The sequence below is a fragment of the Hyphomonas sp. J20-32 genome, from assembly GCF_055808555.1.
The window spans coordinates 2096347-2111030 of the sequence record NZ_CM147873.1; the positions used below are offsets into that span (position 1 = coordinate 2096347).

16 protein-coding genes are annotated in these 14684 nt (G+C 61.6%); 13 read left to right on the forward strand and 3 right to left on the reverse strand.

All coding sequences use genetic code 11. The annotated features are described in order from the left end of the window. Window positions 1-59: 59 nt before the first annotated feature. The 7 genes from AC0L7I_RS10315 to secF all read left to right on the forward strand — a co-directional run bounded on the left by AC0L7I_RS10315 (window position 60) and on the right by secF (window position 6925). Window positions 60-1019, forward strand: a complete 960-nt coding sequence (locus tag AC0L7I_RS10315; protein ID WP_473399141.1) for an NYN domain-containing protein — start codon at window positions 60-62, stop codon at window positions 1017-1019. Between the two features lie 59 nt (window positions 1020-1078). Beyond that, window positions 1079-2377, forward strand: a complete 1299-nt coding sequence (gene serS / locus AC0L7I_RS10320; RefSeq protein WP_473396344.1) for a serine--tRNA ligase — start codon at window positions 1079-1081, stop codon at window positions 2375-2377. After that, window positions 2374-3135: a 5'/3'-nucleotidase SurE gene (gene surE, locus AC0L7I_RS10325; RefSeq protein ID WP_473396345.1), complete on the forward strand. Its 762-nt coding sequence runs from the start codon at window positions 2374-2376 to the stop codon at window positions 3133-3135. Before serS ends, surE begins: the two co-directional genes overlap by 4 nt. Then, the gene (locus tag AC0L7I_RS10330) at window positions 3123-3776 is read left to right on the forward strand and encodes a protein-L-isoaspartate O-methyltransferase family protein (protein WP_473396346.1); all 654 of its coding nucleotides are present in this window, start codon (window positions 3123-3125) and stop codon (window positions 3774-3776) included. The genes surE and AC0L7I_RS10330 overlap by 13 nt, the downstream gene beginning before the upstream one ends. Window positions 3777-3899: 123 nt before the next feature. Then, window positions 3900-4268: a preprotein translocase subunit YajC gene (yajC, locus tag AC0L7I_RS10335; protein WP_473396347.1), complete on the forward strand. Its 369-nt coding sequence runs from the start codon at window positions 3900-3902 to the stop codon at window positions 4266-4268. A gap of 41 nt (window positions 4269-4309) precedes the next feature. After that, window positions 4310-5917 (forward strand): protein translocase subunit SecD, encoded by a 1608-nt coding sequence (gene secD / locus AC0L7I_RS10340; protein ID WP_473396348.1) that lies wholly within the window; start codon window positions 4310-4312, stop codon window positions 5915-5917. Window positions 5918-5935: 18 nt separating this feature from the next. Then, a complete protein-coding gene (gene secF, locus AC0L7I_RS10345) occupies window positions 5936-6925 on the forward strand; it encodes a protein translocase subunit SecF (RefSeq protein ID WP_473396349.1) in 990 nt (329 codons plus the stop codon). On the opposite strand, the gene AC0L7I_RS10350 is transcribed toward secF, so the two are convergent. Beyond that, a complete protein-coding gene (locus tag AC0L7I_RS10350) occupies window positions 6922-7485 on the reverse strand; it encodes an LOG family protein (RefSeq protein WP_473396350.1) in 564 nt (187 codons plus the stop codon). The genes secF and AC0L7I_RS10350 overlap by 4 nt on opposite strands. A 133-nt stretch (window positions 7486-7618) precedes the next feature. Here AC0L7I_RS10350 and AC0L7I_RS10355 point away from each other — a divergent pair, with 133 nt between their 5' ends. Together AC0L7I_RS10355 and AC0L7I_RS10360 are read left to right on the forward strand one after the other, a co-directional pair. After that, entirely contained in the window at window positions 7619-9457 is a 1839-nt protein-coding gene (locus tag AC0L7I_RS10355) for an ABCB family ABC transporter ATP-binding protein/permease (RefSeq protein WP_473396351.1), read from the forward strand. Window positions 9458-9485: 28 nt separating this feature from the next. After that, complete coding sequence (locus AC0L7I_RS10360) at window positions 9486-10367, forward strand: phosphatidylserine decarboxylase (RefSeq protein ID WP_473396352.1); 882 nt, start codon at window positions 9486-9488, stop codon at window positions 10365-10367. On the opposite strand, the gene AC0L7I_RS10365 is transcribed toward AC0L7I_RS10360, so the two are convergent. Continuing rightward, window positions 10364-10570, reverse strand: a complete 207-nt coding sequence (locus tag AC0L7I_RS10365) for a DUF2842 domain-containing protein (RefSeq protein WP_473396353.1) — start codon at window positions 10568-10570, stop codon at window positions 10364-10366. The genes AC0L7I_RS10360 and AC0L7I_RS10365 overlap by 4 nt on opposite strands. 128 nt (window positions 10571-10698) lie before the next feature. On the opposite strand from AC0L7I_RS10365, the gene AC0L7I_RS10370 reads away from it, so the two are divergent. Next, window positions 10699-11733, forward strand: a complete 1035-nt coding sequence (locus tag AC0L7I_RS10370; protein ID WP_473396354.1) for a COX15/CtaA family protein — start codon at window positions 10699-10701, stop codon at window positions 11731-11733. On the opposite strand, the gene AC0L7I_RS10375 is transcribed toward AC0L7I_RS10370, so the two are convergent. Beyond that, entirely contained in the window at window positions 11685-12650 is a 966-nt protein-coding gene (locus AC0L7I_RS10375) for a hypothetical protein (protein WP_473396355.1), read from the reverse strand. The genes AC0L7I_RS10370 and AC0L7I_RS10375 overlap by 49 nt on opposite strands. Window positions 12651-12688: 38 nt before the next feature. On the opposite strand from AC0L7I_RS10375, the gene rplM reads away from it, so the two are divergent. From rplM to argC, 3 genes are all read left to right on the forward strand, one after another. Then, window positions 12689-13153, forward strand: coding sequence for a 50S ribosomal protein L13 (gene rplM, locus AC0L7I_RS10380; RefSeq protein WP_473396356.1), 465 nt, complete (start codon window positions 12689-12691; stop codon window positions 13151-13153). A gap of 5 nt (window positions 13154-13158) precedes the next feature. Further along, window positions 13159-13644 (forward strand): 30S ribosomal protein S9, encoded by a 486-nt coding sequence (gene rpsI, locus AC0L7I_RS10385; RefSeq protein WP_473396357.1) that lies wholly within the window; start codon window positions 13159-13161, stop codon window positions 13642-13644. Between the two features lie 85 nt (window positions 13645-13729). Beyond that, window positions 13730-14677, forward strand: coding sequence for an N-acetyl-gamma-glutamyl-phosphate reductase (argC, locus tag AC0L7I_RS10390; RefSeq protein ID WP_473396358.1), 948 nt, complete (start codon window positions 13730-13732; stop codon window positions 14675-14677). Window positions 14678-14684 lie beyond the last annotated feature (7 nt).

The window sequence follows — 14684 nt, forward strand, 5'->3', positions numbered from 1 at the left end:
AATGTTGAACATCCCACCCTCGCTCAATTAGCGAATCAGGGAGAACCCTTTTGTCACGCGTGAACAGCGTCCTGCTTGTCGATTTCGACAATATATACGCGGCGACCGGCGCGGGTTTCACAGAAAAAGTGGCCAATTGGGTTCTCTGGCTGGAGGATGGCGCCCTGTCGGAACGGCAGAAGCGGCGCAAGTTCTTGGCCAAGCGCGTTTACTGGAACCTGCAATACGACGTGCACAGGCCGGCATTCGAGGCAGCAGGTTTCGAAGCCTTCAACTGCCGCGCCTTTGCCAAGAACAAGATTTCGGCAGGCAAGAGTTCGGCCGATATCGTCCTCACGATGGACGCCGTCGAACTGGCAAGGCAGGTCAAGGATCTTGACGAAGTCATCGTCCTGACGACGGATTCAGATTTCGTGCCTGTGGTGAATCGTATCCAGTCTCCCCGTTTGCGTGTTGTCACCGGCGGCAAGGAAACCGACCCGACATATGAACTCTACAGCCAGCATGCTGATGCCGTAGTCCATATGTCGGCGCTGAAGGCCGCATGCGACTATGAGCGTACGCCGCGTAAATGGTACCGCTTCCGCAGTCCGCCACCTGAAGTGCCCGAACCGCGCCTTGTGCAGGAGCGCCGCTCTCCGCTGATGATGAAAGTGCGTAATGCGGTCCGGGACGAGCAGGATTCGCAGGGCGCTCGCCCGGCGGACGAACATCCGCACCTCACCCGCGCGGCAGAACTCATCATGCAGCTGGGTGCCCGCACGCCAGACCAACCGATTGCCCGCGAGAAGATCGTCAAGGCGCTGTCGGCCATTCCGGATTTTGCCACCACGCCGCAAAAGGGCCAGCCAGCCTGGTTTGGCCTGCGCAATTATGCGGTGATGATGATGCGCCTGCGCGCGCTCGAGCCGAGCATTGAGGTCCGCCCGCAAAAGCGTAACGGCACCCAGGTCATCTGCCGCGTGCCCAAGACGGCGGCGCCTGCGACCTCTCAAGCAAGTGCCGAAGCCACCGCGTAGTGGACGCCGCGCCCGGGGCGCATTAGAGCCTGTAGCGACAGCCACTGCAGGACCATTCCATGTTTGATATCCGCGCCCTTCGCGACAATCCGGAAGCCTTCCGTCTCGCCTGGAACCGCCGCAATCCCGGCCTCGGCGATTTCGTCGACCAGATCCACGCGCATGATGGTGCGCTGCGCAAGGCGGTCACTGACAAGCAGGACGCTGAAAAGGTCCGCAACGAGAATTCCAAACTGATCGGCCGGGCGAAGGCCGAGAAGAACGAGGAAGAGGCTGCGCGCCTGATGGCCCTTGTCGCGGAAGCCAAGCTGACAATCGAGGCCGCCGGCGAGCAGGAAGCTGCCGCCAAGGCGCTGCTGGACGACATCCTGATGGGCCTGCCCAACCTGCCGCTGTCGGACGTGCCTGACGGCCCGGACGAGCACGCCAATGTTGAAAAAAGTCGCTGGGGCGAGCCGAAGCGGATCAACAATCCGAAAGACCATGCCGATCTTGGCGAGGCGTTGAAAAGCGACGCGGGCTTTTCCCAGATGGATTTCGACAGCGCCGTGAAGATGAGCGGCGCACGCTTCGTTGCCCTGCGCGGCAAGCTCGCCCGCATGGAACGGGCCCTCGCGGCGTTCATGCTCGATCTGCAGACGGGCGAGCATGGCTATGAGGAAGTGAGTCCGCCGCTCCTGGTCAAGGATCAGGCGCTCGTTGGTACGGGGCAGCTGCCGAAGTTTGCTGAAGACCTGTTCGCGACGACGCTGGATCATTTCCTCATCCCCACTGCCGAAGTCCCCCTCACGAACCTCGTCCGCGAGCAGATCCTCGACGCGGCGCGTCTCCCCCTGCGCTTCACCGCGCACACGCCCTGCTTCCGCTCGGAAGCGGGCAGTGCGGGGCGGGATACGAAGGGCATGATCCGCCTGCACCAGTTCAACAAGGTCGAACTCGTCTCCATCGTCGAGAATGAGGAACAGGGCCTCGCTGAGCTGGAACGGATGACCGGGTGCGCCGAGGAAGTGCTGAAACGCCTGAACCTGCCGTTCCGCCGGATGCTGCTCTGCACCGGCGACATGGGGGCAGGGGCCCGCAAGACCTATGACCTGGAAGTCTGGCTGCCGAGCCAGAATACTTATCGCGAGATCAGCTCGTGCTCCTATTGCGGCGACTTCCAGGCCCGCCGTATGGACGCGCGCTTCCGCAAGGAAGCAGGCGCCAAGCCCGAATTCGTCCACACGCTGAACGGCTCCGGCCTCGCCGTCGGCCGTACGCTGGTGGCGATCATCGAGAACTACCAGAACGAGGACGGCTCCATCACCGTGCCGGACGTGCTGCGGCCCTATATGGGCGGGCTGGAGATTATCGCATGAGGATCCTGCTCACTAATGATGACGGCATCAACGCGCCGGGCCTTTCGGTGCTGGAAGACATTGCCAAGGACCTTACAGACGATATCTGGATCGCGGCGCCGGAAGAGGAGCAGTCCGGCAAGGGCCGCGCCATCTCGCTGACCCAGCCGGTGCGCACCCGCAAGGTCGGCGCCAAGGCCTGGGCCATTGCGGGCACGCCATCGGACTGCGTGCTGCTGGCCATGCAGGACCTGATGCCCGATGCGCCGGACCTGGTCCTGTCAGGCGTCAATCGCGGCCAGAACATCGCCGAGGACACGAGCTTTTCCGGCACCATCGCGGCGGCCATGTTCGGCATGCAGATGGGCATCCCGTCGATCGCCCTCAGCCAGGCGCAGAGTTTTCGCGAGCGCGGGTCCCTGCCATGGGAGACGGCGCGGGCCTGGGGCGCGAAGACGTTGCGGCCCCTGATCAAGCAGGGCTGGCCGTCGGATGTCGTGATCAATGTGAACTTCCCGGACCGCGAACCGGGCGATGTCGCCGGCATCCAGATCACCCGTCAGGGGTTCCGTGATGAGAGCATCATCCATACCGACCGGCGCGAAGACCTGCGAGGCAACGACTATTACTGGATCGGCTACAAGGGAAAGCTGTCGAAGCCCGATGCCGGGACGGACCTGCGCGCTATCTATGACGGCTATGTTTCGGTCTCGCCGCTGCATGTCGACCTGACGCACGAAGCCTATCTCAAGGAACTGCGCGAGACATGGCCGACCTGATCGCCGATCCTTTCCGCGCCGCGCGCCTTGTCCTGCACCTGCGTCAGGAGGGGATTACCGATGACGGCGTGCTGAAGGCGATGGAGACGATCGACCGGGGCGCATTTGTCGATACGCCCGGCCTCGAAAAGCTGTCCTTCGAGGACTGCGTCCTGCCGATCCCTTGCGGCCAGATCGTGCCGCGCCCGGCGGTGACGGGCCAGCTGTTGCAGGCTTTGCAGATAAAACAGGTCCGTGAGGCGCGTATCCTGTTGATCGGCGTTGGCAGCGGTTACACGGCAGCGCTGGCGGCCCAGCTCGGCGCGGATGTTTTTGCCATGGACCGGTTCCGCCGTCTCTGCGACGCGGCCCGGCGGCGCATGCTCGACCTCGACCTCGGCAATGTTGCCATCCGCCACGGTGACGGTTTCGTCGGCTGGCCCGAACGCGGCCCATATGACCGGATATTGCTCACGGGCGCGGTCGACGAGGTGCCGGACGTCCTGTTGCAGCAATTGGCCAAGGGTGGCGTGCTGATCGCGCCGCTGCAAACAGCCGATGTGCAGGTCCTGCTGCGGTTGAGCGCAGATGGCACGCAAGAGCGGCTCGCCATCGCCCACCCGCTGCCGATGCTGGTCGAAGGGCGCTCCAGGGCGCTCTAGGACAGATTCGCGCGGCCTGCAGGGCTTGTTTGCCAAGGCCATCGCCCACAGCTATAGGGGCATGACTTTCGCAGGCACCCTGAGAGGGCTGCCGCGACACAGGGTTACAGGGAGTTGACCAATATGCTGAACAAATTCGCCGCGGTATTCATCACTTTCGCGGGTCTTTCCCTTCCAGCGCTTGCGCAGGCCGCGCCAGCGGCTGGACCGGGCGTCCTGACGCAGGTCATGTTCTTCCTGCCGCTGATCCTGATCTTCTACTTCCTTCTGATCCGTCCGCAGCAACAGCGCGCCAAGAAACACCGGGAAATGGTTGAGAACGTCAAGCGCGGCGACACGGTCGTCACGTCAGGCGGCCTGATCGGCAAAGTTACCAAGGTTGGCGATACGGAAGTTAACGTCGAACTTGCCGAAAATGTCCGTGTCCGCGTGATCAAGGCCATGGTCGTCGAGGTTCGCGGCAAGAGCGAGCCGGTCGCCGCCAACGACTAGGTTTACCGCGCCCAGCCGCTTTCACGTCTAAGGACGAATAAATGCTTCAGTTTCCCATCTGGAAGGTCAGCCTGATCCTCGGCATTATGCTGTGGGGCGTCATGATGGCCCTGCCCAACGTCGTGAACATGTCCGGCGCGCCAGCCGGCATACCCAAGCAGGGCGTCAATCTTGGCCTCGATCTTCAGGGCGGCGTCTACCTGATGATGGAGATCAATCCGGATGAAGTCGTCGCCAACCGGCTGGAAGTGTTCGCCATCGACGTACGCAATGCGCTGGGCAACAAGGATGGCAAGACGCTGATCGGCCACTTGCCGACCATTGATGGCCGCACCCTGAACATCAACCTGACGCGCCCGGATGTTGACGGCAACTTTCCGATCGATGAGGCGCTCGTCCGCGTGCGCAAGCTGAATGCCAGCGTCGAAGGCGCCATTGGCGGCGCAAAGACCTATGATATCGAAGCCGCAGGACCTGCGGTGATCAAGGTCACGGTTCCGGCGACGTCCGAAGAAGCGCTGATGAAAGACGCGCTCGGCAAGACGATGACCATCGTGCGCCGCCGCGTCGATCCGGAAGGCGTCAGCGAGATTTCAATCACGCCGCAGGGCAATAACCGCATCATCCTGGAAGCCCCCGGCGAGCCGGACGCAACGCGCCTGAAAAGCCTGCTCAGCCGAGACGGCAAGATGACCTTCAATCTGGTCGAGAACAGTCCTTCGGCGATCGCGGCGGCCGAGAAAGGCGTTGTCAAACCGGGATACCGCCTGCTGACGGGGCCTGAAACCGGCCCGCTCCTGGTGCGCAATATTCCTGAAGTGACGGGCGCCGATATCGCTACGGCCAGCCAAGGCTACGACGACGGCAACCGGCCGCAGATCAACTTCCGTCTCAATGGCAATGGTGCGTCAAAGTTCTACCAGACCACCCGCAACAATTCCGGCAAGCTGTTTGCCATCGTGCTGGACGACACGATCATGTCAGCGCCACGCATCAACGAGCCAATTCCTGGTGGCAGCGTACGCATCACGGGCACGTTTACGCTGGAAGAAGCGCAAGACCTTGCGGCCATCATCGAGGCAGGCGAGATGCCCGCCAAAGTCCAGTTTCTCGACCAGCGCACGGTCAGTGCCACTCTCGGCCAGGACTCGATTCGGGCAGGTGTCCGGGCGTCACTGATCGGTCTCGCCCTGGTCGCTGTATTCATGATCCTGGCCTACGGCCTGATGGGCTTCTTCGCAGTCGGATCGCTCGCCGCCAACATCGTTCTCATCGTGGGTGCCTTGTCGGGGCTTGGCGCTACGCTGACCCTCCCAGGCATCGCCGGTATCATCCTCACGATCGGTATGGCAGTTGATGCCAACGTGCTGGTGTTCGAGCGCATCCGGGAAGAGCAGCGTGCCGGGCGCTCGCCGCTGACGGCCGTGCAGGCGGGCTATGAGCGCGCCCTGTCAACCATTCTCGATGCCAACATCACGACCTTCATCGCCGCTTCCATCCTGTACTTGCTGGGGTCTGGTCCGGTGAAGGGGTTCGCCGTGACACTGGCGATCGGTATCGTCACCTCGGTGTTTACGGCCTTTGTGCTGACCCGTTGGTTCACGGTCATGTACCTCAAGGGCTTCAAGCCCAAGAAATTCGCCCTCTAGGCTGGCAGGAGAGACATTATGCTACTCAGGTACTGGCCCGAAAGCACGAACGTAAAGTTCATGAGCCTGCGCATGGGCGGGGCGCTCCTGTCCGTGCTCATGATCACGGCGTCGATTTTCTTCCTGGCGACACGCGGTCTCAACCTCGGTGTCGATTTTGCCGGTGGCACGGTGATGGAGATAGAGCAGACCCAAACGGTGACCGTCGAATCCGTCCGCGCGGCCATGCCATTTCCGGCGGACGTGAACAGCGCCGTCGGTACGGATGCGCGTGCGATCATTGTGGTCAAGTTCGGCGCCGCCGATCCGTCGAAACTCGGTGAAGAGTTTACGACTCTCGCGCCTGAAGCGCAGGCCGAACGCGCGCAGCAGGTCACCAATGACATTGTCAAAGACACGCTGATGGAAAAACTCGGCCTGACCGATAACGATTTCCTGCGCGACGATTCCGTTGGCCCGAAAGTGTCCGGCGAACTGTTCCGCTCCGGTATCCTGGCGCTTGTTGTCGCGCTTGCGCTGATGCTCGCTTATATCTGGTTCCGGTTCGAGTGGCAGTTCTCGGTCGGGGCCGTGGCCGCGCTGGCGCATGACGTCATCATCACACTGGGTGTGTTTTCCCTTCTGCAGCTTGAATTCAACCTGACCACTATCGCTGCCTTGCTGACGATTATCGGTTATTCGATGAACGACACTGTCGTCGTGTTTGACCGGGTCCGGGAGGAACGCCGCAAGTACAAGAAAATGCCGGACCGGCAGGTTATCGACCAGTCGCTGAACATGACCCTTTCGCGTACGCTGCTGACCTCCGGCACGACGCTGCTGGCCCTGTTCGCGATTTTCTTCCTTGGCGGGCCCGTCCTGCGCGGCATGAGCTTCGCGCTGATTTGGGGTATCTTTATTGGTACCTATTCGTCGATCTTCATCGCCTCGGCCATCGTTCTGTCACTCGGCATGGACCTGAACAAGAAGCCGGCAGAGGAAGTGACCGGCTTCCAGGGCGTGCGCTAGACGTCCAGTACGATCATTCGGTCATTCAGCGCGGATATCGCCGTCTGGGGCGTATCCGAGTGAACGAGCAGCGACCGGAAACTGTCGGGCGTGAAGCCGCCCTCGATGATGCGCTCCATCAGGTCGAAGAAGGGCTCCCAAAATCCGTCCTCGTCGAGGAAGGCCATCGGCTTGGCGTGCAGTCCGAGTCTTGCCCATGACAGCATCTCGACGGCTTCCTCAAGCGTGCCGATGCCGCCCGGCAGCACGATGAATGCGTCTGATTCGTCAAACATCATCTGCTTGCGGGTGTGCATGTCTTCCACGATGCGGTGCTCGACATCCTCGAAAATGCGTTCCTTTTGCAAGAGGAAGCGCGGCATGATGCCCAGCACCTCGCCGGCAGATTCATGCGCCGCGCGGGCACAGGCCCCCATCAGGCCAACGCCGCCGCCGCCATAGACGAGGCGAATGTCCTGTTTGGCCAGTTCCCGGCCCAGTTCCTCGGCAAGCGCGATATAACCCGGGCTCACGGCATCGGAAGCTCCGCAATAGACGCAGATTGATTTTTGCTTTTTCATCGCAGTTCCGGCTCCTTGAACGACGCGCAGAGATAGCGACTGAAGCCCGATGATGCCAGTTCCAATGTCTGCGAACGTCTCCGGCGCGCAGAACCTGTTTTGTCTTCCGCCGATTCCGCCCCATATGGCCGGGATGACAAAACCGACAGAGACCCCCGCCAATCACGACAAGATCGACAGCGCCGACGGTGGCATTGGCGTTTCGATCCTGCGAATCCTGAAGCTTCTGGGCCGTTCGGAACTCGCCAGATGGCGCCCGGTGATGGTGATCGCTGTCATTCTGACTCTCGCGGCCTCTGTTCTTGAAGTTGTCTCGCCCCTCGTTCTGGGCCACGCGATCAATCAGGCCGCGCCCAGGGCCGGTGTGGCCCCCGCTTTCGCCTCGGCTGCTCTATGGCTTTCCATCGGCATCGGCGTACGCTTCCTCGCAGCCGGCTTGCCGCAATTGCGTGATTTCCTGTTCGCGCCGGTCAGCCAGGACGCGCAGCGCGTTGCCAGCGTGGATGCTTTCGGCCACGCCCAGCTGCTGTCCCTGAATTTCCACCAGACACGCCGAACCGGCGCGCTCAACCGCGTCATCGAGCGCGGCGCCGGTGCCATCGACTACCTGATCCGCTTTCTCGCTTTCAATATCGGGCCGACATTCATCCGGTTGGTTCTCGCGTCCATCGCGCTCGGCCTGGCATATGACTACCGGCTCGCCCTGATCGCCATCGCGACAATCATCATCTACGTGATTTCGACAGTGATCATCACCGAGTGGCGCGTGCGCCAGCGCCGACGGATGAACGAGGCAGACACGCATTTCCGCGCCATGGCGGTCGATATCCTCACCAATTTCGAGACGGTGAAGTCCTTCGCCGCCGAACGCCGCGAGACGGGCCGTTTCGATACGGCCATGGGCACATACAATGATCGCTACGTCGAAACCGTACGAAGCATGTACATCCTGAACGCGGTCCAGGCGCTCGTGATGAATATCGGCCTGCTGGCCGTGCTGGTCCTGTCGGCGTGGAATGTCATCGACGGCAAGATGCAGATCGGTGACCTGACCGCCGTCATGCTGATGCTGCTGTCGCTGTATGCGCCGCTGAATATCCTCGGCTGGGCCTGGCGTGAGATCAAGCAAGGCGCTGTGGACCTGGAAAAGCTGTTCGGCCTCCTCTCGATGAAGGCCGATGTTTCCGATGCGCCTGACGCCGTACCGCTTGTCTCGCCGACCGGCGACGTGAAATTTGAACATGTCGGCTTTTCGCATGAGGGCCGCGCTGTCGGTGTCGACGATGTCAGCTTTCACCTGAAACCCGGGCGCAAGATTGCCTTTGTCGGTACATCCGGCGCGGGCAAGTCGACACTGCTCAAACTCCTGTTCCGTTTCTACGATGTCGAATCTGGCCGCGTGCTCGTTGATGGCAAGGATGTGCGCTCGCTGACACAGGAATCCCTGCGCAAGGCATTGGGACTGGTGCCGCAGGATGTGGTGCTCTTCAACGACACGATCCGCTACAATATTGGCTATGCCCGTCCGGATGCGTCCGAGGCGGAACTCCGCGACGCGGCACGCCGGGCACAATTGCTCGAATTCATCGACAGCCTGCCGGACGGCTGGAAAACCCGCGTTGGCGAGCGTGGCCTGAAACTGTCGGGTGGGGAAAAGCAACGCGTCGGCATCGCCCGCGTCATTCTCGCCGATCCCGCCATTCTCGTGCTCGACGAGGCCACATCGGCCCTCGACAGCGCTACAGAGGAAGCCGTGCAGGACGCACTGGAGGAGGCCGCGGAAGGCCGCACAACCCTCATGGTGGCTCACCGCCTTTCCACAGTGAAGTCTGCCGACGAGATACTCGTGCTCGAAGCGGGCAAAGTGATCGAGCGGGGCAACCATGCGACCCTGCTGGCCAAAGGCGGCAAATATGCTGATATGTGGGATCGTCAGGCGAAAAATGCCGACCTGGCACTTGTTGACGACTAGAGTTTGCCCGGGGAAGGGGCCTGATTGAATGTCTGAAGATCTCGATAGCAAGAGCACACCGTGGATGAATATCGGGCTCGACTGGGAAGGCGTCGCAGCGGCCCTCGGCGCCCTGCTGGTCGCGCTCTTGCTCGGCGTGATCTGGTCTCCGCTGTTCTGGATCGGTTTTGCCGGCGTCGTGATCGCGTTGATGGCGGCACGCTGGTCGCACCGCATGCCGCCGGACCTTGCCAATGGCATTGTTGCGCCCTGCGACGGCGTTGTGGTTTCTGTCGGACGCGCCGAAGCGCCATCGGAGCTGCGCCTCACGGAATCGGGTGTGACGCGCATTCGCATTGCCTCGGCCCCGTCGGCCACGAACAAGGTCTACACGCCCATCGCGGGCAGCGTGGAATCCATGATCTTCGAAGCCGGCGAGAATACCGTCCCGCTCGCCGCCCGCGCCGACGATGACGGCCTGGCTCGCGCCTTTCTCACCTTCGAAAGCCGCGGACAGCAGGTTGGCGTGCGCCTGGCGTCCGGCGGCTTCGGTCCGCGAATAGATCTTGCGACACAGGCAGGAGACATCGTCAGGCTCGGTCGGCCCTTCGGTACGCGCAGGCTAGGAGGCTGGTGCGACGTTTATGTCCCGAACGGCGTTGGAATGCTTATATGGCCCGGCCAGACCCTGATTGGAGGCGAGACCGTGATGGGCCGCCTCAAGTCGCAGGGCGATACGGATTTGTTCGATGGCATGGCGGAAGAAGATGCCGATGGTGAACCGGCGCTTCAAGTCGAAGACAACGCTCCGTTTAAGGTGGAAGAAGAGGATGACGACGAATATCCCTCGCCCGAAGATATGGAAACGCCCGACGATCCGGCTGTGATACTGGCACGCTTGCGGGAAGCGTCGTGTCGACACGACGATTAGTCGTCGCGCTCTTCTTGCGGGCCGCTGTTCATCCAGGCGAACAGGGGCTTCAGCGGGACGATCCAGCCAAATCCTGCGATGACGTAGAAAACCAGCTGCGCCCAGCGCGGCCAGCTGCCGATCATGCCGGAAAATGTCCCGACGAGGACAATCCAAAGCGCGATGAAGACGAGCAGGACAAGGCTGGCGACGGGTTTGCGCATGGCAATTCGGGGCCTTCCTTGGCTTGGGTCGTGGGCGCTGCGACATGGTTGCCTCTTGCCGCGCCGCATGGATAGGCCATTTAGGCGGCATGTCCCAATCAGGCAAACCCCATAATGCCACACGCTGGATGCGCATCTGGCTCGTGGTCATCGGCGTGCTGGTCTACGCCATGATCCTGATTGGCGGCGCCACCCGCCTCACGGATAGCGGCCTGTCGATCACGGAATGGGACCCGATCAAGGGTGCGCTGCCGCCGCTGACCGATGCCGCATGGGCGGGCCTGTTCGAAAAGTACAAGCAGACATCCGAGTATCGTTTGCAGAATTCCGGCATGTCGCTTGGCGACTTCCAGCAGATATTCTGGTGGGAATGGGGGCACCGGCTGTTTGGGCGCATGATCGGTCTTGTCGCCATGTTCGGCCTGGCGGTCTTCGCGATCCGGGGCTGGCTCAGCCGGGCTCTCGCCACCAAGTTTGTTATCCTTATCCTGTTGGGCGGCCTGCAGGGCGCCATCGGCTGGTGGATGGTCTCAAGCGGCATTGGCGAAACGACCCGCGTCGATGTCGCTCCCTATCGCCTCGCCACGCATTTCATGCTGGCGCTGCTGATTATCGGCTTCACCACATGGCTGTGGCTCGATCTCGGCGCCAAGGTGCGAGAGCCGGTGGCCCGGTCGGTACGAGTCGCTGCGTGGGTGTTGCTTGCGCTGATCGTCGTGCAGATGGCGGCCGGCGCACTCGTTGCCGGTCTGGATGCCGGACGCACCTACAATGACTGGCCTTTGATGGCCGGCGAGTTTGTGCCGAAATCATACCTCGGCGAAGGCCTCGGTCTGCGCAGCCTGTTCGAGGGCCGCGCCACAACCCAGTTCAACCACCGCATCCTGGCCTACCTGATCTGGATCGCCGCCCTCGTCGCAGCATGGGCGTTCCGCGAGACGGCACTCAGGGGCGCGTTCGCCGGCCTCGCTCTGCTCGTCAGCCTTCAGGCCCTATGGGGCATCCTGACCCTTGTAAACGCTGCGCCGATGAACCTGGCGCTGTTGCACCAGGCTCTTGGCGTGATCGTCACTTTGGCGGCGGTGAGGCTGGTCTGGCGCTCACGCGGTTCCGGTCAATTGGTCGACAGCGTCAATGCGCTCGGGTCCACGAACACGGCGTGATGTTCACCGGGCTTGGTTTCGCCTGCGATTACGATCAGTCCACCGGGATAGCCACCAGACATCATCGTGCCCATGGCCGCCATGGCGACCGGCGTATCCGGGGCCACGACCGTGATTCCGTCCTTCACGTCGATCTCGGCATTGGTCATGCCCATATCGGTCGAGATGCCCAGCTTGCCGTCTTCCAGCGAAACGAGGGCATCAAGCGGTCCGCGCACCAGCGAAGAAGCAGTGGAAGCGCGCGGCGACGCGACAAGCGTGTCGCTGGTAAAGGCGCAGGATTTCACCGGGAACTCGGTAAAGGTCGACTCACCCGCCGACCAATTCAGCTCTCCGTCGGATTCGCGTATGATGCCGTTCTGCAGCACGCGGTTATTGGCTTCTGTCCAGAAGGCGAGGCGCATCAGCCCGGTCCCGGGGGCGGGGCCGGAGCATACGCCAGCTACGACGTGATCGGTGCTGACAGGAAGATCGACCTGGGCCGGTGCCAGCAGGCCTTCGCCGAATATATAGCCTTTCAGCTCGCCCTCCCGGGTGATTCCCGGGAACACCGTGATTGACCGCTCTTCAACGATTGATGACTGGCCGCCAGCGAGCGATTTCAAGCGGAAATTGGACTTTTCACCCAATTTTTCGGCTTCCATGTCGTAGAATTGCAGGCCGCCTTTCTCATAGGCCACAGCCAGAATACCGCGTAGGCCGCCCGAGAGCGCGATTGAGGCGACTTCGCCCTCCAGCGGGCGAGTCGACCAGACGGCTGGAAGCACGGTCCCTGCAGAGATTACAGGGACTTCAGCCTCGGTCTGGGCTGCCTTGTCTTGTTTTGAGCAGGCCGATGCCGTAAAAAGCAGGGCAAGGCCAACCCCAGCGTTGACAAGGGGGGAAGCGGCGCTTAAACGCCAGCGCTTGAATTGCATTCCATGAACTCCGAAAGCGAGAGGCTCTGATTAGAGCGATGAAAACCTATAACGCACCAGCAGATGTGGAGCACAAGTGGGTCGTGATTGACGCGACTGACGTCGTCATCGGACGCCTTGCTTCATACGTCGCCAAACGCCTTCGCGGCAAGCACCGCGTCGACTTCACGCCGCACATCGATACCGGCGATCATGTCGTCATTATCAATGCGGATAAAGCGAAATTCACAGGCAAGAAGCTGACGGACAAGATCTACTACCGTCACACCGGTTACCCGGGCGGCATCAAGTCGACGACACCTGAGAAGATCCTGAACGGCAAGTATCCTGAGCGCGCCATCCAGATGGCTGTGAAGCGGATGATGCCGAAGGAAAGCACGCTCGCACGGACCCAGTTCGGCAAGCTGCGCGTCTATGCCGGTTCCGAGCACCCGCACACGGCGCAACAGCCTGAAACCGTCGACTTCAAGTCGATGAATTGCAAGAACATCAAGGCGGCCTGATACATATGACCGATACAGCAAACTCCCTCGAGGAACTTGGCGCCATGTCCGGCGCGCCGGCCGCTGAAGCGCCCGCGATCAAGGTGGAGCCAAAAATCGACGCACAGGGTCGCGCATACGGCACGGGTCGCCGCAAGGAAGCCACTGCACGCGTCTGGATCAAACCGGGTTCCGGCAAGATCACGATCAATGGCCGCGACCAGGAAACGTATTTTGCGCGTCCGGTCCTGCGCATGGTCATCGCCCAGCCGCTGATCGAATCCGGCCGTGAGACCGAGTTCGACGTCATCGCCACCGTCAAGGGCTCCGGCCTGATGGGCCAGGCAGGCGCTGTCCGGCACGGTATCTCACGTGCGCTCGTTGCATATGAGCCAGGCCTGCGCGCCGTGCTGAAGCCATTCGGCTTCATGACCCGCGACCCGCGCGTTGTCGAACGCAAGAAGTACGGCCGAGCCAAAGCTCGCCGCAGCTTCCAGTTCTCCAAGCGCTAAAGCCGTATTCCGGTTTTTCAAATTCCCGGCGGGCGCTTCGGAGACGAAGCGCCCGTTTTTTATTGTCCTGTGATGGGGGGCGACGATGTTGCCAAAGGTTTTCATTGATGGCGAAGCAGGTACGACCGGCCTGCAGATTGCCGACCGGTTGCGCCAGCGCAGCGATCTTGATGTGATCTCGATCGATCCGGCCCTGCGCAAGGATATCGACGAACGCGCCCGTCTCATGAACATGGCGGATGCCGTGATCCTCTGCCTGCCGGATGATGCTGCCCGGCTTGGCGTGTCGCTTGTCACTAACAAGAACACGATCATCATCGATGCCTCCACCGCGCATCGCACAGCGCCGGGTTGGACTTACGGCTTCCCCGAAATGGACAAGGCCCAGCGCGCGGCGATTCAGGCCTCAACCCGGATATCAAATCCGGGCTGCTATCCGACTGGTGTAATCGCGCTGGTGCGACCACTCGTAGCGCGCGGCTTGCTGCCCGCGTCGCATCCGCTGACCGTGAGTGCCGTGTCAGGCTATTCGGGTGGCGGCAATACGATGATCGCTGAATTCGAAAATACCGACGCAGCCAACCACACAGCGGACAATTACCGCATCTATGGTCTTTCGCAGAAGCACAAGCACCCGCCGGAAATGATGCGGCATTGCCGCCTCGCCAACCTGCCGCTGTTCATGCCCGCCGTCGGCCGCTTTGCGCAGGGCATGATCATTGAAGTGCCATTGGCGCTTTGGGCACTACCCGGCACACCGAAGCGGGCGGCGCTTCACGACGCGATCACGCATGCTTATGAAGGCGAACGCTTCGTGCGCGTGGTGCCACTGGCCGACAGTGACAGTCTGACGGGGCTCGAACCGGAAGGCTGCAACGGCACCAACCGGCTGGATCTCTACGTCTTCGGATCGGATGACCAGGTCCGTCTCGTCGCGCGGCTCGACAATCTCGGCAAAGGCGCATCCGGTGCTGCGGTCCAGAATCTCAACATAGCGCTGGGCCTGGATGAATGGACCGGCCTTGAAACCTGACACCTGC